Origin of the sequence: Kitasatospora sp. NPDC097643, from assembly GCF_040302625.1 — a bacterium.
Classification (GTDB): domain Bacteria; phylum Actinomycetota; class Actinomycetes; order Streptomycetales; family Streptomycetaceae; genus Kitasatospora.
Window position 1 is genome coordinate 14,226 of the sequence record NZ_JBEOSA010000029.1, and the last position, 23,944, is coordinate 38,169.

The 23,944-nt window shown below is 74.0% G+C and carries 19 protein-coding genes and 3 tRNA genes; 14 read left to right on the top strand and 8 right to left on the bottom strand.

All coding sequences use genetic code 11. The features are described 5' to 3' along the window. Positions 1 to 55: 55 nt before the first annotated feature. Together ABTY15_RS19745 and ABTY15_RS19750 are read right to left on the bottom strand one after the other, a co-directional pair. Positions 56 to 1,489, bottom strand: a complete 1,434-nt coding sequence (locus ABTY15_RS19745) for an FGGY family carbohydrate kinase (protein WP_350592829.1) — start codon at positions 1,487 to 1,489, stop codon at positions 56 to 58. A 107-nt stretch (positions 1,490 to 1,596) separates the two neighbouring features. Next, the gene (locus tag ABTY15_RS19750; protein ID WP_350592831.1) at positions 1,597 to 1,902 is read right to left on the bottom strand and encodes a hypothetical protein; all 306 of its coding nucleotides are present in this window, start codon (positions 1,900 to 1,902) and stop codon (positions 1,597 to 1,599) included. Between the two features lie 231 nt (positions 1,903 to 2,133). Between ABTY15_RS19750 and ABTY15_RS19755 the strand changes: the two genes are divergently transcribed. Together ABTY15_RS19755 and ABTY15_RS19760 are read left to right on the top strand one after the other, a co-directional pair. Next, positions 2,134 to 2,206, top strand: a tRNA-Asn gene (locus ABTY15_RS19755). Positions 2,207 to 2,266: 60 nt separating this feature from the next. Then, a tRNA-Asn gene (locus ABTY15_RS19760) sits at positions 2,267 to 2,339 on the top strand. Between the two features lie 127 nt (positions 2,340 to 2,466). Here ABTY15_RS19760 and ABTY15_RS19765 read toward each other — a convergent pair. Both ABTY15_RS19765 and ABTY15_RS19770 read right to left on the bottom strand, forming a co-directional pair. Continuing rightward, positions 2,467 to 3,213, bottom strand: coding sequence for a trypsin-like serine peptidase (locus ABTY15_RS19765; RefSeq protein ID WP_350592836.1), 747 nt, complete (start codon positions 3,211 to 3,213; stop codon positions 2,467 to 2,469). Positions 3,214 to 3,377: 164 nt separating this feature from the next. After that, positions 3,378 to 4,280 (bottom strand): trypsin-like serine peptidase, encoded by a 903-nt coding sequence (locus tag ABTY15_RS19770; protein ID WP_350592840.1) that lies wholly within the window; start codon positions 4,278 to 4,280, stop codon positions 3,378 to 3,380. A 190-nt stretch (positions 4,281 to 4,470) separates the two neighbouring features. Between ABTY15_RS19770 and ABTY15_RS19775 the strand changes: the two genes are divergently transcribed. The 6 genes from ABTY15_RS19775 to ABTY15_RS19800 all read left to right on the top strand — a co-directional run bounded on the left by ABTY15_RS19775 (position 4,471) and on the right by ABTY15_RS19800 (position 13,138). Further along, a tRNA-Ile gene (locus tag ABTY15_RS19775) sits at positions 4,471 to 4,544 on the top strand. A gap of 503 nt (positions 4,545 to 5,047) precedes the next feature. Then, complete coding sequence (locus ABTY15_RS19780) at positions 5,048 to 5,821, top strand: AfsR/SARP family transcriptional regulator (protein ID WP_350592844.1); 774 nt, start codon at positions 5,048 to 5,050, stop codon at positions 5,819 to 5,821. 391 nt (positions 5,822 to 6,212) lie between these two features. Continuing rightward, on the top strand, positions 6,213 to 10,094 hold the full coding sequence (locus ABTY15_RS19785; protein WP_350592849.1) for a non-ribosomal peptide synthetase: 3,882 nt from the start codon (positions 6,213 to 6,215) through the stop codon (positions 10,092 to 10,094). A 108-nt stretch (positions 10,095 to 10,202) separates the two neighbouring features. Continuing rightward, positions 10,203 to 11,180 carry a TauD/TfdA dioxygenase family protein gene (locus ABTY15_RS19790; protein WP_350592857.1) on the top strand — a complete coding sequence of 326 codons (978 nt, stop codon included), beginning with the start codon at positions 10,203 to 10,205 and terminating at the stop codon, positions 11,178 to 11,180. A gap of 42 nt (positions 11,181 to 11,222) precedes the next feature. Beyond that, positions 11,223 to 12,035, top strand: coding sequence for a phytanoyl-CoA dioxygenase family protein (locus tag ABTY15_RS19795; protein WP_350592862.1), 813 nt, complete (start codon positions 11,223 to 11,225; stop codon positions 12,033 to 12,035). After that, positions 12,032 to 13,138 (top strand): zinc-binding dehydrogenase, encoded by a 1,107-nt coding sequence (locus ABTY15_RS19800; RefSeq protein WP_350592868.1) that lies wholly within the window; start codon positions 12,032 to 12,034, stop codon positions 13,136 to 13,138. Before ABTY15_RS19795 ends, ABTY15_RS19800 begins: the two co-directional genes overlap by 4 nt. A 76-nt stretch (positions 13,139 to 13,214) precedes the next feature. Here the strand turns inward: ABTY15_RS19800 and ABTY15_RS19805 are convergent, their stop codons facing one another. Both ABTY15_RS19805 and ABTY15_RS19810 read right to left on the bottom strand, forming a co-directional pair. Next, the gene (locus tag ABTY15_RS19805) at positions 13,215 to 14,717 is read right to left on the bottom strand and encodes an MFS transporter (RefSeq protein WP_350592876.1); all 1,503 of its coding nucleotides are present in this window, start codon (positions 14,715 to 14,717) and stop codon (positions 13,215 to 13,217) included. Between the two features lie 43 nt (positions 14,718 to 14,760). Continuing rightward, positions 14,761 to 15,387: a TetR/AcrR family transcriptional regulator gene (locus ABTY15_RS19810; protein WP_350592881.1), complete on the bottom strand. Its 627-nt coding sequence runs from the start codon at positions 15,385 to 15,387 to the stop codon at positions 14,761 to 14,763. A 237-nt stretch (positions 15,388 to 15,624) separates the two neighbouring features. On the opposite strand from ABTY15_RS19810, the gene ABTY15_RS19815 reads away from it, so the two are divergent. From ABTY15_RS19815 to ABTY15_RS19835, 5 genes are all read left to right on the top strand, one after another. Continuing rightward, entirely contained in the window at positions 15,625 to 16,527 is a 903-nt protein-coding gene (locus tag ABTY15_RS19815) for an ABC transporter ATP-binding protein (RefSeq protein WP_350592885.1), read from the top strand. Between the two features lie 84 nt (positions 16,528 to 16,611). Next, positions 16,612 to 17,364 (top strand): ABC transporter permease, encoded by a 753-nt coding sequence (locus tag ABTY15_RS19820; protein WP_350592893.1) that lies wholly within the window; start codon positions 16,612 to 16,614, stop codon positions 17,362 to 17,364. Continuing rightward, complete coding sequence (locus ABTY15_RS19825) at positions 17,355 to 18,644, top strand: sensor histidine kinase (protein ID WP_350592900.1); 1,290 nt, start codon at positions 17,355 to 17,357, stop codon at positions 18,642 to 18,644. The genes ABTY15_RS19820 and ABTY15_RS19825 overlap by 10 nt, the downstream gene beginning before the upstream one ends. Before the next feature lie 4 nt (positions 18,645 to 18,648). Continuing rightward, on the top strand, positions 18,649 to 19,299 hold the full coding sequence (locus tag ABTY15_RS19830) for a response regulator (protein ID WP_350592905.1): 651 nt from the start codon (positions 18,649 to 18,651) through the stop codon (positions 19,297 to 19,299). Positions 19,300 to 19,308: 9 nt separating this feature from the next. Further along, positions 19,309 to 20,220, top strand: a complete 912-nt coding sequence (locus ABTY15_RS19835; protein ID WP_350592910.1) for a 1-aminocyclopropane-1-carboxylate deaminase/D-cysteine desulfhydrase — start codon at positions 19,309 to 19,311, stop codon at positions 20,218 to 20,220. A gap of 94 nt (positions 20,221 to 20,314) precedes the next feature. Here ABTY15_RS19835 and ABTY15_RS19840 read toward each other — a convergent pair whose 3' ends face one another. Together ABTY15_RS19840 and ABTY15_RS19845 are read right to left on the bottom strand one after the other, a co-directional pair. Next, positions 20,315 to 21,907 (bottom strand): LCP family glycopolymer transferase, encoded by a 1,593-nt coding sequence (locus ABTY15_RS19840; protein ID WP_350592916.1) that lies wholly within the window; start codon positions 21,905 to 21,907, stop codon positions 20,315 to 20,317. A 120-nt stretch (positions 21,908 to 22,027) separates the two neighbouring features. Then, on the bottom strand, positions 22,028 to 22,528 hold the full coding sequence (locus tag ABTY15_RS19845; RefSeq protein WP_350592923.1) for a MarR family winged helix-turn-helix transcriptional regulator: 501 nt from the start codon (positions 22,526 to 22,528) through the stop codon (positions 22,028 to 22,030). A gap of 101 nt (positions 22,529 to 22,629) precedes the next feature. Between ABTY15_RS19845 and ABTY15_RS19850 the strand changes: the two genes are divergently transcribed. Then, positions 22,630 to 23,655, top strand: coding sequence for an NADP-dependent oxidoreductase (locus ABTY15_RS19850; RefSeq protein WP_350592927.1), 1,026 nt, complete (start codon positions 22,630 to 22,632; stop codon positions 23,653 to 23,655). Positions 23,656 to 23,944: the final 289 nt, after the last annotated feature.

Here is a 23,944-nt window from a genome sequence, read left to right on the forward strand (position 1 = left end):
ACTGCACCGTTCAGGCCGTTCCGGTCGCCCGGGCCGTTCGGCCCTTGTCGGCCGCTCAGCCCGCCGTCTCCGGGTGGATCTGTTCGCGGGCGGCCCGGAACTGCTGACGCACCGCCGCACCGATCGCAAGGTCCTGCTCGCCCTCCGGCGCGGAGGTCTCGGCGTCCGGCAGCTCCCAGACCGGCGGCTCCGGCGTCCCGGCCAGCGCCCAGGCGGCCTGCCGGGCGGCCCCGCGGGCGGCGTGCGCGCCCGGCGGCGGCACCACCACGGGGACGCCGAACAGCGGCGGGGCGATGTGCCGGACGGCGGGCAGCCGCCCGGCCGCGCCGAGCAGGAACACCCGCTTGATCCCGACGCCCCGGGCGCGCAGCACGTCCAGCGCGTCCGCGAGGTTGCAGAGCATGCCCTCGACGGCGGCCCGGGCCAGGTGCTGCGGGGTCAGCGACTCGGCCCGCAGCCCGGTCAGGGTGCCGGCCGCGTGCGGCAGGGCGGGCGTCCGCTCGCCGTCCAGGTAGGGCAGCAGCACCAGCCCGTACGCGCCGGGGGAGGAGTGCAGGGCGAGGTCGCTCAGGCCCTCCAGGTCCACGCCGAGCAGGGCGGCGGTGGAGCGGAGCACCTGGGCGGCGTTCAGGGTGGCGACCATCGGCAGGTGGCGGCCGGTGGCGTCGGCGAAGGAGGAGACCAGCCCGCTGGCGTCCACCACGGCCTGCTCGTGCACGGCGAAGATCGTCCCGGCGCTGCCGAGCGAGACCACCGCGTCGCCGGGGCCCAGGCCCAGCCCCAGCGCGGCGGCCATGTTGTCGCCGGTGCCGGCCGAGATCAGCAGGCCCTCGGGGGTGTGCCCGGCGGGTTCGGCGGGCCCGAGGACGTCGGGCACCCGCAGCTCGTGGCCGAGTGCCAGCTCGATCAGGTCCTGGCGGTACTCGCCGGTGATCGGCGACCAGTAGCCGGTGCCGGAGGCGTCGCCCCGGTCGGTGGTGCGGCGCTTGGGGTGGCCGAGCAGCTGCCAGACCAGCCAGTCGTGCGGCAGCAGCACCTCGGCCACCCGGCGGGCGTTGGCGGGCTCGAACTCGGCCAGCCAGCGCAGCTTGGCGATGGTGTACGTGGGGGCGGGCACGGCGCCGATCGCGGCGGTCCAGGCGGCCGGGCCGCCGAGCGCGTCCAGCAGCTTGGCGGCGGCGCCGCTGGAGCGCGGGTCGTTCCACAGGATGGCCGGGCGGACCAGCACGCCGCCCGCGTCCAGGCCGATCATGCCGTGCTGCTGCGCGCTGACGCCGATCGCCCGGACGCCCTCCAGCAGACCGCCGGCGGCGGCGTCACCGAGCGAGTGCAGCCACAGCTGCGGGTCGGCCTCGCCGGCCCGGGCGGCCGGGTCCTCGGGGACGGGGTGCGGCGCCTTGCCGGACCGCAGGACCGCGCCGGTCTCGGTGTCGCACGCGACGATCCGGGTGCGGCTGGTGGAGCTGTCTATCCCCGCGACGATGGCCATGTCGAGATCATCCCGCAGCCCGGCCCGGAACGCGTCCGGACCGGGTGAGCCGTTGCCTGTTCGGAACCCGCCGACGGGCCCTCGTTCGCGGTGGTGTCACCGCCCCGTCACGGGCGGAAGGTACCCCAGCCGTCGTCCTCGTCCCGGCTCCGGTTGAAGTACGGCACCCGGTCGGTGACGGCGTGCGGCAGGTGGTCCCCGACCTTGTCCGCGACGGCGCCGGCGGCCTTCCCGGCCACCGCCCCGGCCTGCTGCTTGGCCCGGTCGGTCGCCCCCTGCACGGTGGGGCTCTGGGCGATCTGCCGGGTGACCTTGGCGATCTGCTCGTAGCGCCGGCGCCCGGCCCGCGAGCCCAGGACGTAGCCGGCCGCGAACCCGGCGGCCAACGACAGCTTCCACATGATCGGATCCACCCTCTCCTGGCGGCCTTCTGCCGCATTGCCCTACCCGTCGATCGGGACGGCGAACCGTCCGCGCCCCCAGCATCCCCGGGCGCCGGGCCGGGCGCGCGCCGGGCGCGCCGGGTGGGGCCCCGGGGGCGTCCGGGGAAAGCGATTGGCGGACCACCCCCCCGAGTGCGCTAATGTATGTCCCGCAGCGAGCGCCGAGGAGCCCGGGAGACCGGGGGCCGGAGCGGGAGCCGATCCCCCATAGCTCAATTGGCAGAGCAGCCGACTGTTAATCGGCAGGTTATTGGTTCGAGTCCAATTGGGGGAGCTCAGGGGAGGGCCTGTGAGGGCCCTTCGCCTGTGCCAGGTACGGAGTTGAGTACCGCCATCCCGCATAGCTCAATTGGCAGAGCAGCCGGCTGTTAACCGGCAGGTTTTTGGTTCGAGTCCAAATGCGGGAGCTGCACCGGGTCCGCCCGGTGACTGCTCAGAGCGAAGGCCCCTCGGATGACCGGGGGGCCTTCGTGTTGCCCGTCTCACACCCCGCCGCCCCCGCCCGTCCGGCCGTCCACCCGCCCCCCGCGGGGTTCAGGTGGTGGCCCGCCGATAGAGGTCGGCGACCCGGCCGTCGAAGGTGATGCTGTACGAGGTGCCGGGGGTGTCCCCGCCCTCCTGGAAGCCGCCGATCACGCCGATCACCGTGCCGCCGGAGGTGACCCACGGGCTGCCGCTGGTGCCGTCGGTGTAGCCGCCGCAGTCGAAGCGCTCCTGGGTCGGGCTCTGCGACCGGGTCTGCACCGAGCAGGTGATCGGCTCGTCCTGCTCGTTCGGGTAGCCGGTCACCGAGACGGCCAGCCCGAAGCCCTGGTCGGTGGCGATCGGGTTGCCGCCGACCGCGTCCTCCACCTGCTTGCCGTCGACCGGGCGCACCGTGATGAAGGCCACGTCGTACTCCGGGTCGTCGCCGGCCGCCCAGCGCGGGTCGACGGTGATCGACTGCACCGGCCAACTCCCGTACGGGGAGTACCCGTTGCGGTAGCCGGGGGTGAACACCAGGCCGTCCAGCAGGCCGATCCGGCGGCTCTGCACGCAGTGCGCGGCGGTCACCAGCAGGTTGTGCCGGGGGCTCTGCACGACGCTGGCGGTGCAGGCCCGCGGGCCCTGCGCGGTGCGGATGGCGAGCGTGCCGATCCGGTCGCGCGCGGCGCTCTGCTGCGCGACCTCGGCGGTGGGCGCCCCGTCCTGCCCGCCGCACGCGGTGCCCGCGACGAGCAGCAGGGCCGCCAGGGCGACCGTCCGTGCCGTGCGCGCGGGCCGTACCGGGCGGGGGGCCATCGGGGCTCCGTCTCGTTCCTCGGGGCGGGCACCAGGGCCGTGCGTTCCGCCGTTCGTGAGGAAGATCTACCAGGCCGTGCCCGACGGCGCCAGTGCCGACCGTTCGACGCGCGTTCGACACCCGTGCGGGCTACCCGGGCGCCGCCCGCCGGTCGCCCGGGCCCTCACCCGGTGGCCCGGTCGTAGAGGGCCTGGACGCGGTCGCCGAAGTAGCTGCTGTACGAGGTGTCGGGGTTCTCGCCACCCTCCTGGTAGCCGCCGATCACGCCGACCACGGTGCCGGTCCGGGTGGCCGGGTCGAAGTCGGTCACCCAGGGGCTGCCGCTGGTGCCGCCGGTGTAGTCGGGGCAGTCGATCCGCAGCTGGCTGGGGCTCTGCTCGGTGGTGGTGTTGGAGCAGGTGATCGGGACCTCGCTGGTGCCGGGGTAGCCGGTGACCTTCACCGGCAGTTGGTAGCCGCGGTTGACGCCGAGTCGGTTGGCGCCGAGGACCTGCTGCACCTGCTGCCCGTTCTGGGCCTGGACGACCGCGAAGGCGACGTCCACGTCCGGGTCGGCGTGGTCCTTCCAGGCGTCGTCGACGGTGACCGCCAGGAGCGGCCAGACCCCGCTCGGGGTCTCGCCGTCCCGGTAGCCGGGGACGAACACCAGGTCGCTGCGCTGACCGAGCCTCGGGTCCCAGACGCAGTGCGCGGCGGTGACGATGAGGTTGAGCCCGGCGCTGTCGACCACGCTGGCGGTGCAGAAGTGGTCGCCGTCGGCGTTGCGGGTGAAGACGGCGCCGACCAGACCGTTCAGCACGGTGGGCTTGGCGGTGCGGGTGATCCCGGTGTGCTTGCCGAGCGCACTGCGCAGCCGCTGCGGGCTCCAGCCGTGGCTGTCGGCGGAGCCGGGCGGCGTCGCGGGGGCCGAGGTGACGGTCGGCACGCCCCCGCCGGGCCCGGCGGCGGTGGTGCAGCCGGCCGTGGCGAGCAGCACCGCGAGCGCCCCGGCCGCCACCGGGGTGCGTCCGACCCCTCCCGCCGGGCGCGAAGTGCCGGCCGTGTCCCGCCGCCCACGTGTCGTCATCCGCCCAGGCTGCCCCGTACGGGCGGCGCGCCGCCACCCGGACTGCGCCGCCCGGAGAGGCGTGCACCCCTGCGCACCCAGGTGCGCCCCCGGCGCGCACCACGGGTGATCGACCGGCTATGCTGCCCGGGACGGCCTTTCGGGGCCGTCTGCTGCTGCCGTGGCCGACGACCGGCGCGCGCGGCGAACCGGGGCGGTAGCTCAGCCGGTTAGAGCAGGGGACTCATAATCCCTTGGTCGTGGGTTCGAGTCCCACCCGCCCCACCTCTGCGACCGACCGTCAGGCGGGACCGCGGCCAGTGGCCTGACCTGGCAGAACGTCTCCGGTCCCGGTCGGAACTGTAGAGCACCGGGTGCCGCGCCGACTCGTGACCACGCCGAGATTCACCCGCCAGTGGGCAGCTGGTGGAGGTGGCGGCGACGAATCCTCGCGGGGCGGTCGACAGCGGCTCGATCGTGGTCCGGACCCTAGCGGGCGACGATCGTCCGGATCCTCAGAAAAACCTCAGATCCATGGAATTGCTTTTATCTGTTTGCCACTTGGATTCAAATGGAATCTTTGCATCCGGAAACGGCCGGAAGTGCCGCCCGTGCGGCCGGTAATGGCCGGTCAGGTGCGTGGTAGTGTCCTGGATTTGTGGCCCGCGCCAGGGGGAGTTGGCGCGACCTGTGCTTTCTTCACGCGCCGTGCCCGGACTCACCGGACCATCGGTTCTGCTGATTCCGGGCCATTTGACCGGGGGATGAGAAGAATCGTGTACTTTCGCGTGCTAGGGGCGCTTGCGGTGGAGGCGGACGGCGGGCTGCCGTGCACTCCGCAGGCGTTGAAGCTCAGGGCTCTGCTGGCGCTGCTGTGCCTGAACGACGGCCGCCCGCTGTCCGCGGCGCAGCTCATCGACGCCCTCTGGTCGGACACACCGCCGCGCACCGCGTCCACCGCGCTACAGGTGTACGTCTCCCGGCTCCGCAAGCACCTGGCCGGGGCGGGCTCCGACGGGGCCGGGCTACTGACCAGGCCGCCCGGCTACATGATGGAACTCGCCCCGCTCACCCTGGACCTGCACAGCTTCGAACTGCTCTGCCTGCGGGCCGGGGAGGCGCGGGCGGCGGGCCGTCTGGAGGAGGCCTCGCTGCTGCTCTCCCAGGCGCTCGGGCTGTGGAGCGGCCCGGCGCTGGCGGACCTGCGCACGGTGCCGGTCCTCCAGAACCTGGGCCACCAGCTGGACGAGAAGCGGTCGACCGCGCTGGAGGAACGGGCCGAGATCGAACTGCTCCTGGGCCGGCACAAGCCGCTGATCGGCGAGCTCTACGGGCTGATCGACGAACAGCCGATGCGGGAGACCTTCCACGGTCTGCTGATGCTCGCGCTGTACCGCAGCGGCCGGCCGGCCGAGGCCCTCATGGTCTACAACCGTGTCCGGCGCGTCCTCGTCGACGAGATCGGCGTCGAACCGGGGCCCCGGCTGAGGCGGTTGCAGCAGTCGGTGCTGGCGCGGGACGCCGGCCTCGACGGGGCCACGCTCGCCCCGCTCGCCTGCTGAACGGACGACCTCCCGACCGACCGCATCCCCACCATCCGTCCGGCCCCGCGGCGCACTCCGCCCGCGGGGCCGGGCGGGTCGTGGGGATTTTTTCGTGGAGCGCGAATCAAAAGCCGGGTCCGGTGATTTCCATGATCCTGGGGAATGAGATCCCGAGGGGATTCATGGACGCTTTGTTGAGCGGCATGAAAGTGCCGTGAAAGTGGCGGTTTAGCGCCCGCGTCTAGCGTTCTTCCCGCAGGTGGGGGCGGCTGGAGCGGCGGGTGGAGCGGCTTTTCCGTACGCCCTCCGGATTCCGTCACCGCATTCGGCGGGGAGCTGCCGACCGGCGCGCAACACGAGGAGTGTGGGAGAAGTGTCAGGGTTCGGATCCGGCGGCATGCACCTTCCCGTGTCCACGGCCCAGCGTGAGATGTGGCTGGCCGAACAGGTCGATCCGACCGCCCCGCAACAGCGCATCGGCGAGTACCTGGACCTCCACGGGGCCCTCGACCGGCAGGTCCTCGAAACGGCGCTGCGGCAGGCCGTCGCGGAGGCCGTCCCGGTGCACGCCCGGTTCGTCGAGGAGGACGGCGTACCGCGGCAGCAGGTGATCCCCCGCGCCGACTGGGAGTTCCCGGTCCTCGACGTCAGCGGCGAACCGGACCCGGCGGCCGCTGCGCTGGCCTGGATGCGGGCCGACCTGGCCCGCCGGATGGACCTCTCCCGGGGCCCGCTCTTCTCCACCGCGCTGTTCGGCCTGGGGCCGGACCGCAGCTTCTGGTACTTCAGCGCCCACCACGCCGTCGCGGACGGGCACACCGGCTCGCTGATCGCCCAGCGGGTGTCCGAGCTCTACACCGCCATGACCGCCGGACTCCCCCTGCCGCCCGGCCGGTTCGGGGACATCCGGGAGATGCTGGCGGACGACGCCGACTACCAGGCCTCCGACCGGGGCGCGGCGGACCGGGCCTACTGGACGAACCGGTTCGCGGACGGGCCGGAGGTCGCCACCCTCGCCGCCCGGCCGCCCGGCGGGCCCGCCGCGCAGGGGCAGCTCAGCCACACCGGCAACCTCTCCGCGGCCGAGACCGACGCGCTCAAGGCGGCCGCCCGCGCGGCCCGCACCCACTGGTCCGTGCTGGTGATCGCCGCCGCGGCCGCCCAGGTCCACCGGCTCTCCGGCGAACAGGACGTCATCCTCAGCCTGCCGATGGCCGCCCGCACCGACGCCGCGGCGCGCACCATGCCGGGGATGTACTCCAACGTGCTGCCGCTGCGCGTCACCGTCCGCCCCGACCTCACGGCGCACCAGCTCATCCGTGAAGTCGCCGGCGGATTCCGGGAGATGCTCAAGCACCAGCGGCACCGGGGCGAGCACCTGGGGCGTGACCTCGGCCTGCCGGACACCGGGCGCTACCGGACCGGCCCGATGGTCAACATCATGGCCTTCGACTACGACCTGCACTTCGCCGGTCTGCCCGCCACCGCGCACCACCTGACCCAGGGGATCGTCGAGGACCTGTCGTTCACGGCCTTCGACCGTGCGGACGGCCGGGGGCTGCGCATCGACCTCGTCGCCGACGCGTCCCGCTACGAGGCCGACGAGCTGGCCGCGCACCACGCGCGCTTCCTGCGCATCCTGCGCGCGTTCAGCGCGGACCGGGACGTCCGGGTCGGCTCCGTCGAACTGCTCACCGAGGGCGAGCAGATCCGGCTGCTCACCGAGCTCGGCGGCCCCGAGCAGAAGTATCCCGAGGCCAGCCTGCCGGAGCTGTTCGCCCGGCAGGCCGCGGACACCCCGGACCTGCCGGCCGTCGTCTCGGCGGAGGCCACGCTGACCTACCGGGAGCTGGACACCGCCTCGAACCGGCTCGCCCGGCTCCTCATCGCGCGGGGCGTCGGGCCCGAGCGGATCGTCGCCCTCGCGCTGCCCCGCTCGGCCGACCTCGCCGTCGCCGTTCTGGCCGTCCTCAAGGCGGGCGGCTGCTACCTCCCCGTCGATCCCGAATACCCCGCCGAGCGGCTGTCGTTCATGCTGCGCGACACCGCGCCCGCCCTGGTGCTGACCAGCACGGACACGGCCCGGCGGCTGCCGGACACGGACGCTCCCCGGCTGCTCCTCGACGAGTCCCGCACCCGGGCCGAGCTGACGCGGTCGGCCGGCACGGAGATCGACGACGAGCAGCGGCTGGGCCGGCTCGACCCGGCGCACCCGGTGTACGTCATCTACACCTCGGGCACCACCGGCCGGCCCAAGGGCGTGGTGATGCCCGGGCAGGCGATGGTCAACCTGCTGTCGTGGCACGACGAGGCCTTCCCCTCGGCCGCCGGGACCAGGATCGCCCAGTTCACCGCGCTCAGCTTCGACGTGTCCGTTCAGGAGATCCTGTCCGCGGTGCTGTTCGGCAAGACCCTGGTGGTGCCCACCGACGAGGTCCGGCGCAACCCCGAGCTGCTCGCCGCCTGGCTCGACGAGGAGCGCGTGAACGAGCTCTTCGCCCCCAACCTCGTCCTGGAGGCCCTGTGCGAGGCGGCCCTCGACCAGGGGCGGACCATCCCGTCGCTGCGGGTCCTGGCGCAGGGCGGTGAGGCGCTCACCCCGAGCCGCCGGGTCCGCGAGTTCGCGCGGGCCGAGGCCGGGCGCCGGCTGCACAACCACTACGGCCCGAGCGAGACCCACCTGGTGACGGCCCACACCCTGGCGGCGGATGTCGACGCGTGGCCGTCCGCCGCCCCGATCGGCCGACCGATCCCCAACATCAGGGCGTACGTCCTGGACGCCGGCCTGCGCCTGGTCCCGGAGGGGGCGCGCGGCGAGCTGTACCTCGCCGGGGCCGGGGTGGCCCGGGGCTACCTGAACCGCCCCGGACTCACCGCCGAACGCTTCGTCGCCGACCCGTACGGGCCGCCGGGAAGCCGGATGTACCGCACCGGGGACGTGGTCCGCTGGCTGCCCGACGGGCAGCTGGAGTACCAAGGCCGGTCCGACGACCAGATCAAGATCCGCGGGTTCCGGATCGAGCCCGGCGAGATCAAGGCGGCCCTCGCCGCCTGCCCCGGCATCGTCCACGCCGAGGTGGTGGCCCGCGAGGTCAGGCCCGGGGACCGCCGGCTCGTCGGGTACGTCGTCCCGCAGACGCCGGGGTGCGACCCGGAGGGGGTGCGCGAGTTCGTCCGGGCGAGGCTGCCGGCCCACATGGTGCCCTCGGCCGTCGTCGAGCTGGCGGAGCTTCCGCTGACGCCGAACGGGAAGCTGGACCGCCGGGCGCTGCCCGAGCCCCGGCTCACCGGCGCCGCACCGGCCCGGGAACCGGCCACCGAGCAGGAGCGGGTGCTCTGCGAGCTCTTCGCGCAGGTGCTGGAGGTGCCCGCGGTCGGCGTCGACGAGAACTTCTTCGACCTCGGCGGGCACTCCCTGCTGGCCGCCCGCCTCGTCGCGCGGATCCGGGCCGCCCTCGGCACGCCGCTGGAGGTGCACGCCCTGTTCGAGTCCCCGAGCCCGGCCGGGCTCGCCCGGCGGATCGCCGACCCGTCGTCCGGCGGCGCGCCGCGGTCCCTGCTGCCGCTGCGGGCGGAGGGCTCCCGGCCCCCGCTGTTCTGCGTCCACCCGGCCGCCGGAACGGGCTGGCCGTACGCGGGGCTGCTGCCGCACCTCGGCCCCGACCAGCCGGTGTACGCCCTCCAGGCGCGGCACGGGGGCGGCACGGCGCCGGGCCTCCCGGCCACCGTCGAGGAGATGGCCGCGGACTACGTGGCCGAGATCCGTGCGGTGCGTCCCGAGGGCCCGTACCGGATCCTCGGCTGGTCCTTCGGCGGCCTGGTGGCCCACGCCATGGCCGCTCTGCTGGAGCGCGAGGGCGCCGCCGTCGACCTGCTCGTGCTGGTGGACTCGTACCCGGTGGACGACCGGCTCCGGGCCGCCATGCCCCGGTTCAGCGAGGAGGAGTTCGACCGGGCCCTGCGCCAGTCGGCCGGCGAGGACGAGCTCCTGCTCGGCGGCGACGAGGCCCGGGCCGCGCTCCTCGACGTCTACCGGAACGACCTCGACCTGATGGCCGCGTTCCGGCCCGGCCGGATCCAGGGCGGTCTGCTGTTCTTCCGGGCCGCGGAGTCCGACCCCGACGACCCGTACGAACCGGGCCGCAGCACGGCGGCGGCCTGGGCCGGCCACATCGGCGGCGCGGTCGAGTCCCATGACGTGCCGGCCACCCACCACCGGATGATGCGGCCGCCGGCCCTGGCCCGGATCGGGCCGCTCCTCGCCGCGCGGCTGCGGTCCGCCCCCGCGTAACGGCCCCGCGTAACGGCCCTGCGCAACGGCCCACCGCAACGGCCCCGTCCCGAGGCGGCCGCCCCCACCGACCCCGGCGCACCCGCGCCCCGAGGACCAGGAGGTCCCATGACAGTCACCCCGAACCACCCCGAGACCACGGGCGTCGACGCCGAGCTGGCGGCGGTGCGGTCGCTGGCCCGCCGCGGCATCGACGGCCGGACGGACTACCACGGCCCCCGGCTGCTGCGCCGGCTCGGCGAGGGCCAGCAGGGCGGCCCGTACGAGCACTTCGAGGTGCGCCCGTCGGGGCCGCTGATCGGCGCCGAGATCCACGGCATCGACCTGCGCACCCCGCTGAGCGACGAGGTCTTCGCCGAGCTGGACCGGGCCCTGCTCGAGTGGAAGGTGCTGTTCTTCCGCGACCAGGACATCGACGCCGAGCAGCAGCGGGCCTTCGCCTCCCGGTGGGGCGCGATCGAGGGCCACCCGTTCCTGCCGCCGGGCACCGGCGAGGACGTCGTGCGCCTGGAGAAGGGCAAGCACAACCCCGGCTTCGAGAACGTCTGGCACTACGACTTCCCGTGGATCGAGCGGCCCCCGCTCGGCGCCGTCCTGCGCATGGTGGAACTGCCCGAAGGGGGCGGCGGCGACACCCTGTTCGCGGACGCGGCCGCCGCGTACGACAACCTCCCCGACGAGGTGAAGGCGCGCATCGACGGGCTGAAGACGGTCAACGACTTCACCCCGTCAGCCAACTACCGCGAGCTGATGACGGACGAGCAGCGGGCGCACCTCCAGGGCGTCTACCCGCCGGTGGAGCACCCGCTGGTGCGCACCCACCCGAAGACCGGGCGCAAGACCCTGTTCCTGACGTCGATCTTCACCACGCACATCGCGGGCCTGCCGGCCGACGAGAGCGAGGAGCTGCTGGCCTACCTCTTCCGTCAGCTGGAGTACCCCGAGTACCAGGTGCGCTTCCGCTGGGAGGCGGGGTCCATCGCCTTCTGGGACAACCGGGCCGTGCAGCACTACGCCACCTCGGACTACCACCCGAACCGCCGGGTCGCGGACCGCACCGCCATCGCGGGCGACCGGCCGTTCTGACCCGACCCCGCACCCCCACTCACGCCATCCGGAGGAACAGCCATGCGTCTCAGCGAAGAACAAGTCACCCGCTACCACGAGGACGGATTCCTGCTGGTGGAGTCCGCGCTGGACGAGCGGGAGGTGGAACGGCTCCGGGCCGCGTTCGAGCGCGACTGCCAGGTCCGCGGCCCGCAGGTGATCAGGGAGGAGTCCCGGGACGAGGTGCGCGCGGTGTACGCCTCGCACCAGCGCCAGCCCGAGTACGCCGGGCTGATCCGGGACCCCCGGGTGCTCGGGCCGGTGCGGCAGCTGCTCACGGACGACGTGTACGTGTACCAGTTCAAGATCAACGCCAAGCCGGCGTTCGGCGGCGAGAAGTGGTCCTGGCACCAGGACTACGCCGCCTGGCGGATCGCCGACCGGCTGCCCGCCCCGCTCCAGGTCAACGTCGGGGTCTTCGTCGACGCCGTCGACGAGTTCAACGGCCCGGTGATCTTCCTGCCCGGATCGCACCGCTCCGGGCTGGTGCGGGACAGCCGCACGGCCGAGGCCAAGTCCGCCCAGCACCTGGACCCGGACGACATCGCGCTGACCCCCGACCAGCTCTCCGCCCTGGTCGCCGAGCGCGGCATGGTCAGCCCCAAGGGCCCGGCCGGTTCCCTGGTCTTCTTCTCGCCCGAGATCGTGCACGGCTCGGCGTTCAACATGTCGCCGTTCGCGCGCCGCCTGCTCATCGTCACCTACAACGACACCGCCAACCTGCCGAGCTGGCCCGGTGAACCGCGCCCCGACTACGTCGTGTGCCGGGACACCGAGCCGCTGCGCACCCTCGACGCGCCCTTCCTCGACGCCCTCGAAGGGGTGCCGGCGTGACGCGCGGGAAGGCCGTCGTCCTGGAGGAGTTCGGCAAGCCGCTCGCGCTGCGGGAGTACGAGGTCCCGGCCGCCCCGGCCGGGGGGATGGTCGTCGCCTGCCGCCACGGCGGCATCTGCGGCACCGACCTGCACCTCCAGCAGGGCCACCTGCCGATCCCCACCCCGCTGGTCCTCGGCCACGAAGGCCTCGGCACCGTCCACGAGCTCGGTGCGGGCGCCCCCGCGCACGACGCCACGGGAGCCGCACTGCGCACCGGCGATACGGTGATGTGGGCCTCCTCGATCGCCTGCGGCTCCTGCGTGCCGTGCCGGCTGCACCGGGAGCCGACCCTGTGCGAGAACCGGCGCACCTACGGGGTCAACCGCTCCACCACCGACGGCCCCGAACTCTCCGGCGCCTGGGCCGAGTTCATCGTGCTCCAGGCCGGCACCACGGTGGTGCGGCTGGACCCCGGCATCGACCCGATCGCCGCGATGTCCCTGGCCTGTGCGGGGCCGACCATCGTGCACGCCCTGTACGAACGGCGGCCGGTGCGCCTCGGCGAGATCGTCGTGGTCCAGGGCAGCGGCCCGGTGGGCCTGGCGGCCGCCGCGTTCGCCCAGCTCGCCGGGGCAGCCAAGGTCATCCTGGTGGGCGGGCCGGACAGCCGGCTGGCCCTCGCGGCCGCCGCCGGCATCGGTGACGTCCACCTCGACGTCACCGCGCCCGGCGGTGCCGAGGCCGTCGCGGAGCGGGTCCTCGCGGAGACCGGGGGAGCCGGGGCCGACCTCGTCATCGAGTGCGCGGGCGTGCCCGCGGCGGTCGCGCAGGGCCTCACCCTCGCCCGCCGCGGCGGCTCCTACCTGGTCATCGGCCAGTACACGGACGCGGGCGACACCCTGCTCAACCCGCACCAGATCGTGTACCGGCAGCTCGACGTCGTCGGATCCTGGGCGTTCACCGGCGCGCACCTGGTCGAGTACGTACGCCTGCTGCCCGCCCTTACGGCCCGCTTCGACCTGGGCAGCCTGGTGTCGTCCTACCCGCTGGACGACCACGAGGCCGCGCTCGCGGCGGTGGCGGACGGTGCGGTGATGAAGGCGGTCCTCACCAACCGGTAGGCGGGTGCGGGGTGTTGTGCGGGAGGGGCCGCCGGACTCGATCCGGCGGCCCCTCCCGCGTTCCGGCGCACAGCCGCTAGGCCGCCGCCGCCGGGACGGCGTCGGCCGGCTCGGCCCCGGCGTCGTCGGGGTCCGTACTGCCGTTCTGCTGCCTGGCGTTGATGAGGACGAGCGCGGTGGCCGCGGCCAGCGCGAGGATGCCGACCGCCCACCACATCGCGGTGGCGTAGCCGTGCACGGCCGCCTCGTCGGCCAGCCCGGCCCGGTCGGCGGCGGAACGGGCGTGCGCGGCGAGCCAGTCGGTGGTGGCACCGGCCGCGATGGTGTTCAGCAGGGCGGTGCCGATGGAGCCGCCGACCTGCTGGGAGGTGCTGACCATGGCGGAGGCCACGCCGGCGTCCCGCGGCTGCACACTGCGGGTGGCCAGGCTCATCGCGGGCATGAACGCCGTACCGATGCCCAGGCCGAGGAGCACCTGCGCGGGCAGGATCAGGCTGACGTACGAACTGTCGACCTCGATCTGCGTGAGCAGCGCGATGCCGAGGGCCGAGGACAGGAAGCCCGGGCCCATCAGGAGCCGGGGCGGCACCCGGGTCATCAGCCGGGTGCCGATCTGCGTCGACCCGGTCACCATGCCGACGACCATGGGCAGGAAGGCGAATCCGGTGAGGACCGGGCTGTACCGCTTCACGACCTGGAGGTAGTAGGTCATGAACAGGAAGAGCCCGAAGATGCCGATGACGGCCAGCCCCAGGGAGAGGTAGATGCCGCCCCGGTTGCGTTCGGTGACCACCCGCAGCGGCAGCAGCGGGGCCGGGACCTTGCTCTCCACCAGGACGAACGCGCCGAGCAGGAGCGCCGAGGCGACGAACAGGGCGACGGTGACCGGGGCGGTCCAGCCGTCGGACTCGGCGCGGGTGAACCCGTACACCAGCGACAGCAGGCCGGCGGTGGCGAGGACGACCCCGGGGACGTCCAGCCGGGCGCCGTTGCGGGCACCCGCCGGCTCGCGCACCACGGTGACGGCGCCGAACACGGCCGCGGCGGCGAACGGGATGTTGACGAACAGCGCCGAGCGCCAGTTCAGGTACTCGGTCAGCGCCCCGCCCATGATCAGGCCGACGGCCCCGCCGGCGCCGGAGATCGCGCCGTAGATCCCGAACGCCTTCGCCCGCTCCTTGGCCTCGGTGAAGGTGACCGCGATCAGCGACAGCGCGGCCGGGGCGAGCAGCGCGCCGAACACGCCCTGGAGGGCGCGGGCGCCGAGCAGCATCGCGGGGTCGACCGCGAGGCCGCCCACCGCGGACGCGCCCGCGAAGCCGAGCAGGCCGATGACGAACGCGCGTCTGCGGCCGGTGAGGTCGGAGATGCGGCCGCCGAAGAGCAGCAGGCTGCCGAACGCCAGCGAGTAGGCGGTGATCACCCATTGCCGGTTGCCGTCGGAGATACCGAGCTCGGCCTGGGCCGAGGGCAGGGCGATGTTCACGATGGTCGTGTCGAGCACGACCATCAGCTGCGCGATGCCGATGAAGGTCAGCGCCTTCCAGCGCTGCGGGTCCGGCTGCGGGGTTAAGTGCATGACGCCTCTCAGTTGGCCGGGCGGCAGGTGCGGGCGGGGCTGCTCAGGGCGCCTGTTCCAGCGCGGGCAGCAGGGCTGGCAGCAGTTCGGCGACCACGTCGACCGCGGCGTCCCGCGCTTCGTCACCACCCGGTCCGCCGGTGGCGATCCGGGCGAGGATGCCCTCGCGGGAGGCGAGCAGGAACGTGGCGAGGCTCTGCGCGCCGACCTTCGCGCCGTGGCGCTCCAGCAGACGGGCGAGGGCCCCGGTGACGGCCTTGTCGTGTTCGTGCAGCCGCGCGCTGAGCTCCGGGCTGCGGGCCGCGTCGAGCCGGAACTCCAGGAAGAGCAGGATCCAGTCCCGCTCGTCGGGGTCGACCGCCAGGAGCAGTTCCCCGATCCGCCGAGCCGTGCCCGGAGCCGGCTGGTGCAGCAGGCCCTCCAACTGGTCGAGCCGGTGCGCGGAGTGGCGGTCGAACAGCGCGAGGACGAGGTCCTGCTTGCTCTCGAAGCTGGAGTAGAAGGCGCCCCGGGTGTACCCGGCCGCCGCGCACACGTCCTCGATGGTGGTCTTCGCGTACCCCCGCGCGACCAGGACCTGTCCGGCGGCGTCGAGCAGCCGGGCGCGGGTGTGAACTCGCCGGCGCAGCGGCCGGCCTGAATCGGTGGAAGCAGTCTTCGACGGAGCCACGCCGGAACGATACACCATGTATTAAATACGCACCGTATCGAACTGGCACCCCGTCACCTTCCGGTCGGCCGACGCGACCGGGACTCGCGCGCCACCCCATCCACCGATCGGTTGATCCCCCCTCCACCGCGGCCGCCCACCGGTCTGACCGGTCGGTCGATCCGCCGCAACCCCCCGCCGCGGGAAGCTCGTTGTGGGCCGGGAGAACGGCCGGGGCGAACAGGAAGGAGCGGCACGATGGCCGTGATCGAGGTGACCGGGCTGCGCAAGGCCTACGGGCGGCGCCAGGTGCTGGAGGACGTGTCCTTCCGGGTGGAGCGCGGCGAGGTGTTCGGCCTGCTCGGGCCGAACGGCGCCGGCAAGACCACGGCGGTGGAGTGCTGCGAGGGCCTGCGCCGCCCCGACGCCGGGAGCGTCCGGGTGCTCGGCCTGGACCCGGTGCGGGACGCCCACCGGCTGCGGCCCCGGATCGGGGTCCAGCTCCAGCAGGCCCGGCTCCAGGGCGCGTTGCGGGTCGGCGAGGCGTTGGAGCTGTACGCCGGGCTCTACCCGAACCCCCGCGACTGGCGGGAGCTGCTGGACGAGTGGGGCCTCGCCGACCAGCACCGGACGCCCTTCGACAAGCTCTCCGGCGGCCAGCAGCAGCGGCTGTTCATCGCCCTCGCCCTGGTCGGCAACCCCGAGGTGGCGTTCCTGGACGAGCTGACCACCGCGCTCGACCCGCAGGGCCGCCGGGACACCTGGGAGCTCGTCCGGCGGATCCGCGACGCGGGCGTCACGGTGGTGCTGGTCTCGCACTTCATGGACGAGGTCGAGGCGCTCTGCGACCGGGCCGCCGTGCTCGACGGCGGGCGGATCGTCGCCACCGGCACCCCCGCCGAGCTGGTCGCCCGCTCCGGCACCGGCGGCACGCTCTCCTTCCACCCCACCGCGCCGCTGGACCCGGCCCGGCTGGCCGCCCTGCCGGGGGTCACCGGGGTCGAGGAGCGGGACGGCCGGATCGAGGTCTCCGGGGTCGGGGCGTTCGCCGACGAGGTGACCGGCCTGCTGGCCCGCGAGGGCATCGTCGTCACCGGCCTGCGGATCCGCGAGCACAGCCTGGACGACGCCTACCTCGCCCTGACCCGCCACGACTCCTGACCGGCCACGACTCCTGACCGGCCGGGCCACCCGACCCGGCCGGGCCGTCCGACCCGCCGCCACCACACCCGAGGGACCACCGTCATGAACCGTCACACCACCCGCGCCGTCCGCCGCCTGGCCGTGGCCGAGGGCCGCCTGTTCCTGCGCGACCCGCTGACCGCCTTCTTCAGCCTCGCCTTCCCGGTCGTGCTGCTGCTCGTCCTGGGCTCCGTGCCGTCCCTGCGCAAGGCCTCCCCGGACATGCACGGCCTGAGCACCATCCAGCTGTACGCGCCGATCCTGGCCGTCTTCACCCTGATGATGCTCGGCCTCAACGGCCTGCCCTCGCTGCTCGGCGCCTACCGCGAACGCGGCGTGCTGCGCCGGATGTCCGCCAGCCCGGTCCGCCCGGGGCTGCTGTTCGGCGCACTGCTGCCGCTGTACCTGGGCATCGCCGTCGTCTCGGTGCTGCTGGTGGTGGTCGGCGGGACCGTCCTCGGGGTCGGGCTGCCGGGCTCGCCGCTGGGCTTCGTGGTGTCCTTCCTGCTCGCCGCCGCCGCGCTGCTCTCGCTCGGGCTGCTGCTCGCCGCGGTCGTCCCGTCCGCCAAGGCCGGCAACGCGGTCGGCGCGCTGGCCTTCTTCCCGATGATGTTCTTCTCCGGGATCTGGCTGCCGCGCGAGTTCTCGCCCGCCCTGGTCAACCGGATCGGCGACTTCACCCCCAGCGGCGCCGCCGTCCAGGCCCTCCAGGACTCCTGGGCCGGGCACTTCCCGAACAGCGTGGGCCTGCTCACACTCGCGGCGTACGCCCTGCTCGCGGGCGCCGCGGCTGCCAGGCTGTTCCGGTGGGAGTGATCAAGGACCGGCCGGCCGACGAGACGGCGCTCGGCGCCTGGCAGCACCGGCTGGACCGGGTGGCCACGCTGCTCGGGTACGTCTCGCTGCTGATCGCCACCGCCCTCGCCCTGCTGGTCGACGTACCGACCGCGCGCTCCGCCGCCGCCGTCCTCCCGACGGCGGCCGTCGCGTTGCTCTGGCTGCTGCTGCGCACGGCCCTGGACCGCCACCCCGGGCCGGACGGCCGGGCCCGCCACGCCGGCGCCCACTTCACCGGACTGCTCGCGGTGATCACCGTCCTGGTGCTGGACAACCCGCTCTTCGGCTTCTTCGCCTTCACCGGCTACCTGCACGCCGCCCAGTACCTGCGGGGGCGGGCCCGGGCGGTTGGCACCGCGCTGGCCGCCGTCCCCACCTCGCTGGCCCAGACCGGCGGAGTGCTGCCGGACAGCCTGGCCAAGCTCGGCGGACTGCTGACCGTCCTCGCCTTCAACCTGGTGGTGGCCGGGGTGATGTTCGCGTTCCGCGAGGTCACCGACCGGCTGAGCGCCCGCCGCAAGGAGGCCAACGACGAACTCGCCGAGGCCAACCGGCGGTTGACCGAGATGCTGGCCGAGAACGCCGGCCTGCACGCCCAACTCCTGGTCCAGGCCCGGGAGGCCGGGGCCGCCGACGAACGCCGCCGGCTCGCCCGGGAGATCCACGACACCGTCGCCCAGGGCCTGGCCGGGATCGTCACCCAGCTCCAGGCCGCCGACCAGACCCGCGCCCAGGACGCCGCGGCCGCCGATCGCCACCTCGACAACGCCGCCGCGCTCGCCCGGGAGAGCCTCACCCAGGCCCGCCGGGCCGTCCACGCGCTGCGGCCGCTGGAGCTGGAGCGGGCCGCCCTGCCGGAGGCGCTGGCCGAGCTGGTCGAGCAGTGGCAGCAACGGCACAGCGCCGCCAGCGCGCTGACCGTCACCGGGGAGGCCCGCCCGCTGCACCCCGAGGTCGAGGTGACCCTGCTGCGGGTCGCCCAGGAGTCGCTGGCCAACGCCGCCAAGTACGCGCGGGCCGCCCGGGTCGGGCTCACCCTGTCGTACATGCCCGATGTGGTCACCCTGGACGTCCGGGACGACGGCGTCGGCTTCGACCCGGCCGCCGAGCCGGCCTCCCGGGCCACCGGCGGCGGCTACGGCCTGGACGTGATGCGCCGCCGGGTGCTCCGGCTGGCCGGGCGGTTCGACCTGGAGACCGAACCGGGCGCCGGCACCACGGTGTCCGCGACCCTGCCGGCGATCAGTGTGGAGGAGTAGAGCGGTGGACGAGGGAACGACGATCAGACTGCTGCTGGTGGACGACCACCCGGTGGTCCGGGACGGGCTGCGCGGCATGTTCACCGCCGCCCCCGGCTTCGAGGTGGTCGGCGAGGCCGGGGACGGCGCCGAGGCGCTGGTCCTGGTCGAGGCGCTGCGCCCGGACGTGGTGCTGATGGACCTGCGGATGCCGCGGATGGACGGGGTCACCACGATCCGCACGATGGCCGAACGCGGCCTGCCCGGCCGGGTCCTGGTGCTCACCACCTACGACACCGACGCCGACGTGCTGCCCGCCGTCCGGGCCGGCGCCACCGGGTACCTGCTGAAGGACGCGGCCCGGGAGGAGCTGTTCCACGCCGTCCGGGAGGCCGCCCGGGGCGCCTCGGTGATCGCGCCGACCGTCGCCGCCAAGCTGCTCGGTCAGGTCCGCACGCCGGTCCAGGAGCCGCTCAGCCCGCGCGAGCTGGAGGTGCTGGGGCTGGTCGCCTCCGGGGCCACCAACCGGGAGGCCGCCGCCCGGCTGTTCATCAGCGAGGCCACCGTGAAGACCCACCTGATCCACGTCTACGCCAAGCTCGACGTCAAGGACCGGGCCTCCGCCGTGGCCGCCGCCTACAACCTCGGGCTGCTCACCCCGACCGGGCGCGCGTAGGCTTTCCGGATGCTCGAACCCGCCCTGCTGCCGACCCCGCTGGTGGACTGCACCGACGAGGTGCTCGCCCGGGCCGGGGTGGAGCTGCGGCTCAAGCGTGACGACCTGCTGCACCCGAGCGTGCCGGGCAACAAGTGGCGCAAGCTCGCGCCCAACCTGGCCGCCGCCGTCGCGCAGGGCCACACCCGGCTGCTGACCTTCGGCGGCGCGTACTCGACCCACCTGCGGGCGGTCGCCGCCGCGGCCGGGGCGCTCGGGCTGGAGAGCGTCGGGCTGGTCCGGGGCGAGGAGCTGGCCGACCGCCCGCGCAACTGGTCGCTGCGGGCGGCCGAGCGGGCCGGGATGCGACTGGAGTTCCTGACCCGCGCGGAGTACCGCGAGGCCACCGGCCGGGCGGGTGGCGCCACGCCGGGCGAGGGCCTCCAGCGGCGCTGGGGGCCCTGCCTGGTGCTCCCGGAGGGCGGCTCCAACGCCCTGGCGGTGACCGGCGCGGCGGTCATCCCGGCCGAACTGCCCGACCTCGGCGCCCGCGACCTGGTCTGCTGCCCGGTCGGCACCGGCGGCACCCTGGCCGGCATCGCGGCCGGGCTGCCGCCGGGCGCGCGGGCGCTCGGGGTGGCCGTGCTGCGCGGCGGCGAGGGCTACCTGGAGGAGGAGGTCGCCCGGCTCCACCGGGCCGCCTACGGGCGGGAGTTCGGCAACTGGCGGATCGACCACGGGCACCACGGCGGCGGCTACGGCAAGGTCCCCGCCGAACTGGCCGCCTTCGCCGAGGGGTTCGAGCGCCGCCACGGCGTCCCGCTGGAACGCCGGTACGTCGCCAAGCTGCTGGCCGCGCTGACCGCCCTGGCCACCGCCGGCGCCTTCCCGCCCGGCACCCGCCTGACCGCCGTGGTCACCGGCGTGCCCGACCCCGCGTAGCGGCCCGCCTCCGGCACCCCCGCCTGCGGGGAGCTCGGAGCCGGGCCCTGCCGGCCCGGCGCGGGCGCCGGCGTTCACCCGAGGGCGGGCCCGCTCACCCGAAGGTCAGGTTGGCGCACGGGTCGGTGTCGGCGCCGCGGGAGTTCTCGGCTATCCCGGTGGGGACCCCGCTGGGGCCGCTGCTGGGGCCGTTGCCCGGCCCGGCCGTGGTGGAGGGACCGGCCGAGGGCGTGGAGCCGTCCGTCGCGAAGGGGGAGGGCGAGGCGGCCGGGTCGGTGCCCACCGAGTCCAGCCGGGTGCCGGCGGTCGGCCGGTAGTCCCGGCCGAGGGTGACGGTGACCGTCTCCGAGCCCGGGTCCTCGACCGTCCGCGCCCCCGGGAAGACGGCCGCGACCTGGTCGGCGACGGCCTTCAGGGCCGGGTCGTACGCGACCTCGGTGGTCAGCCGCCCGCCGGTGACGGGGCCGAGCGAGACGTTCTGGAAGCCCCGGGCGCGCAGCGTCTGCGCGCCGGAGGTCGCCAGGCCCGAGGTGCCGACGCCGTTGACCACGACCACCGGCGCGGCGGCCTGCTCGGGCGCGAGCGGCCCGAGCGGGGTGCCCGGGGTGCCCGGCGAGGCGGTGCCGGTGGCGCCGGGCACGGTGGGGGCGGGCGCCGGGGTGCCGGTGCCGGCGGTGCCCTGACCGTCCAGGGTGCGGTCCTCGCGCAGCAGCCGCCACAGCGTGTCGGCGTCCGGCTGCACCAGCTGGACCCGCTCACCGGCGAAGCGCCAGGGCGCGGTGACGAAGGTGATGTCGGAGAGCTTGATGTCCTCCAGCGAGCGGGCGAAGTCCACCAGCTTCATGGCGGTGCCCAGCCCCTCGTCCACGGTGAGCGAGCGGGTGGCCGCGTCGGCCAGCGGCAGCAGCGTGGGCAGCGAGAAGCCCTGGTTCTGCACCTTGCGGATCATCGAGGAGACGAAGGCCTGCTGGCGCTTCATCCGCCCGATGTCGGAGTTGTCGCCGAAGCCGTACCGGGCCCGCAGGTAGTCCACGGCGGGCTGCCCGGCGAGCTTCTGCATGCCCTTCTTGAGGTGGATGCCGTGCGAGTCGACGTCGTTGGGGACGCAGACGTCCACACCGTTGATCGCGTCGGTCATCGCGGCCGCGCCCTTGAAGTCGACCACGATGGTGTGGTCGATCCGCAGGCCGGTCAGCGCCTCCACGGTGTTCTGGGTGCAGGCCGGGTTGCCCTTGGGGAACTCGCCGACGGTGAAGGCCGAGTTGAACATCTGGTTGGTCCGGGGCGCGGTCCACTTGCCGCTCGGCAGCTTGCAGGACGGGACGGTGACCAGGGTGTCCCGGGGTATGGAGACGCCGACGGCGTGCTTGTGGTCGGCGTAGACGTGCACCAGCATCGCGGTGTCGGAGTGGCCGACGCCCTCCTCGCCGCCGCCGATCGCGTCGTTGCCGTCGTCCCGGGTGTCCGAGCCCAGCACCAGGACGTTGACCGGTACGGCGGCGCCGGGGCTGGCCGGCACCGGCGCCGGCGGGCGCTCGGTGGCGACGCCGCCCGGGTCGAAGGTGGTGATGTTGCTGTCCAGCCGGTGGTAGAACCAGGCTCCGGCGCCCACCACGGACAGCACCAGGACGGCGGCCAGGCCGATGGCGGTCCGAAGGTAGCGACGCCTGCGCGTGCCGCTGCTCATCCTTCCGCGCCCCCCGTCTTCCGTCTTCAGTGTTCGATGGCTCGAACGTTAGACGTTCCGGGGAACTGTTCGGTTACCTCCGACGGGGGTCGGGTTCGCCGCAGGGGGCTGTGATGCTGCTCACGCCCCGGGGGCGGTGGCGCCCGTGAGCATCCGCCGGAGCAGGTCGCGCAGCACCGCCCGCTCGTCCGGGTCGAGGGCGGCCAGCGGCTCGCGGGCGAAGTTCAGCGACTCGCGCAGCTCCTCGGAGGCGGCGGTGCCGCTGTCGGTGGCGGCGACCAGCTTGACCCGGCGGTCCTGCCGGTCGGCCTCCCGCGTGACGAAGCCGCGGGCCTCCAGCCGGTCGACGATCCCGGTGATGTTGGACGGCTCGCAGCTGAGCGTCTGGGCGATGTGGCGCATCGGCATGGGGCCGCGCCGGAGCAGGGCGAGCACCTTGGCCTGGGCACCGGTGAGCGAGCGGGCGGCGGCGGCCTCCTCGTACTCGCGGTGGAAGAGCGCGACGAGCCCGGCCATCAGGTCGACGACCTCACGGGTGATCTCGTCGGGCTGCTCGGACGGCGCGGACGTGGCGGACTGTGCGGACTGTGGCGTGGCGACCTGGGCCGACTGGATGTCCATGCACCCACTTTAGCCTGAAAAGTTGACAACGTGAACCTTTCATGTCCATCGTTACTTCAGTTGCTCAACCTTTCATGTGCCGGAACCACAAGGAGCACCCCATGGCAGACCAGGCAGCGCCCGCGACCGCCCGCGAATGGCACCTCGCCGCCCGCCCGCAGGGCTGGCCGGTGCCGACCGACTTCGCCCTCGTCGAGGCCCCGGTCAAGACCCCCGGCCCGGGCGAGATCCTGGTCCGCAACGCCTACCTCTCCGTCGACCCGTACATGCGCGGCCGGATGAACGACGTGAAGTCCTACGTCCCGCCGTTCCAGCTCGGCCAGGCCATGGACGGCGGCGCCGTCGGCTACGTGGTCGCCTCCGAGGCCGAGGGCTTCGCCCCGGGCGACGCGGTGCTGCACGGGCTCGGCTGGCGCGAGTACGCCACCGTGGACGCCCGCCGCGCGGTCAAGGTCGACCCGGCCGCCGCGCCGCTCTCCGCCTACCTCGGCGTGCTCGGCATGACCGGGCTGACCGCCTACGCCGGACTGCTCGCGGTCGGCGGCCTCAAGGAGGGCGACAAGGTCTTCGTCTCCGGCGCGGCCGGCGCGGTCGGCAGCATGGTCGGCCAGATCGCCCGGCTCAAGGGCGCCTCGCTGGTGGTCGGTTCGGCCGGCTCGGCGGAGAAGGTCGCCAAGCTGGTGGACGACTACGGCTTCGACGCGGCCTTCAACTACAAGGACGGCCCGGTCGCCGAGCAGCTGGCCCGGGTCGCCCCGGACGGCATCGACCTCTACTTCGACAACGTCGGCGGCGAGCACCTGGAGGCCGCGATCGGCGCGCTGGGCGTGCACGGCCGCGCGGTGCTCTGCGGTGCCATCGCCCAGTACAACGAGACCGCCGCGCCCGCCGCCCCGCGCAACCTCGCGCTGGCGATCGGCAAGCGACTGCGCCTGGAGGGCATGCTGGTGGGCGACCACGCGGCGCTTCAGCCGCAGTTCGTGGCCGAGGTGGCCGGCTGGCTGCAGTCCGGCGAGCTGCGCCCCGAGGAGACCGTGGTGGACGGTTTCGAGCACGCCGCCGAGGCCTTCCTCGACCTGCTGCGCGGCGTCAACACCGGCAAGATGGTCGTCCGCCTGGACGGCTGACCCCGCGTCAGGAGCCGCTGACCCGCCCCGCCGCCCGCCCGGGCCGCGGGGCGGTTCGCTTCGGAAGGTTCGCAGTCGGGCGCAGGAGATCCGGCCGCACTACCGCATTCCGGCCGGATCCGAAAGTGCGTCAGCCATCGTGCGGGACGGCGCGGTACGGTGGTCCCGCCTCGCGATGGGGCCGTTCGGGGGAGAGATCCGGCCGAGGGGTAGACCTCGTTGGGGATTCGACTAGCATTGAGCGAAAGCCTGTCCGTTTTGCTCAATTTAGTGGCTTAATGTCGGCTAA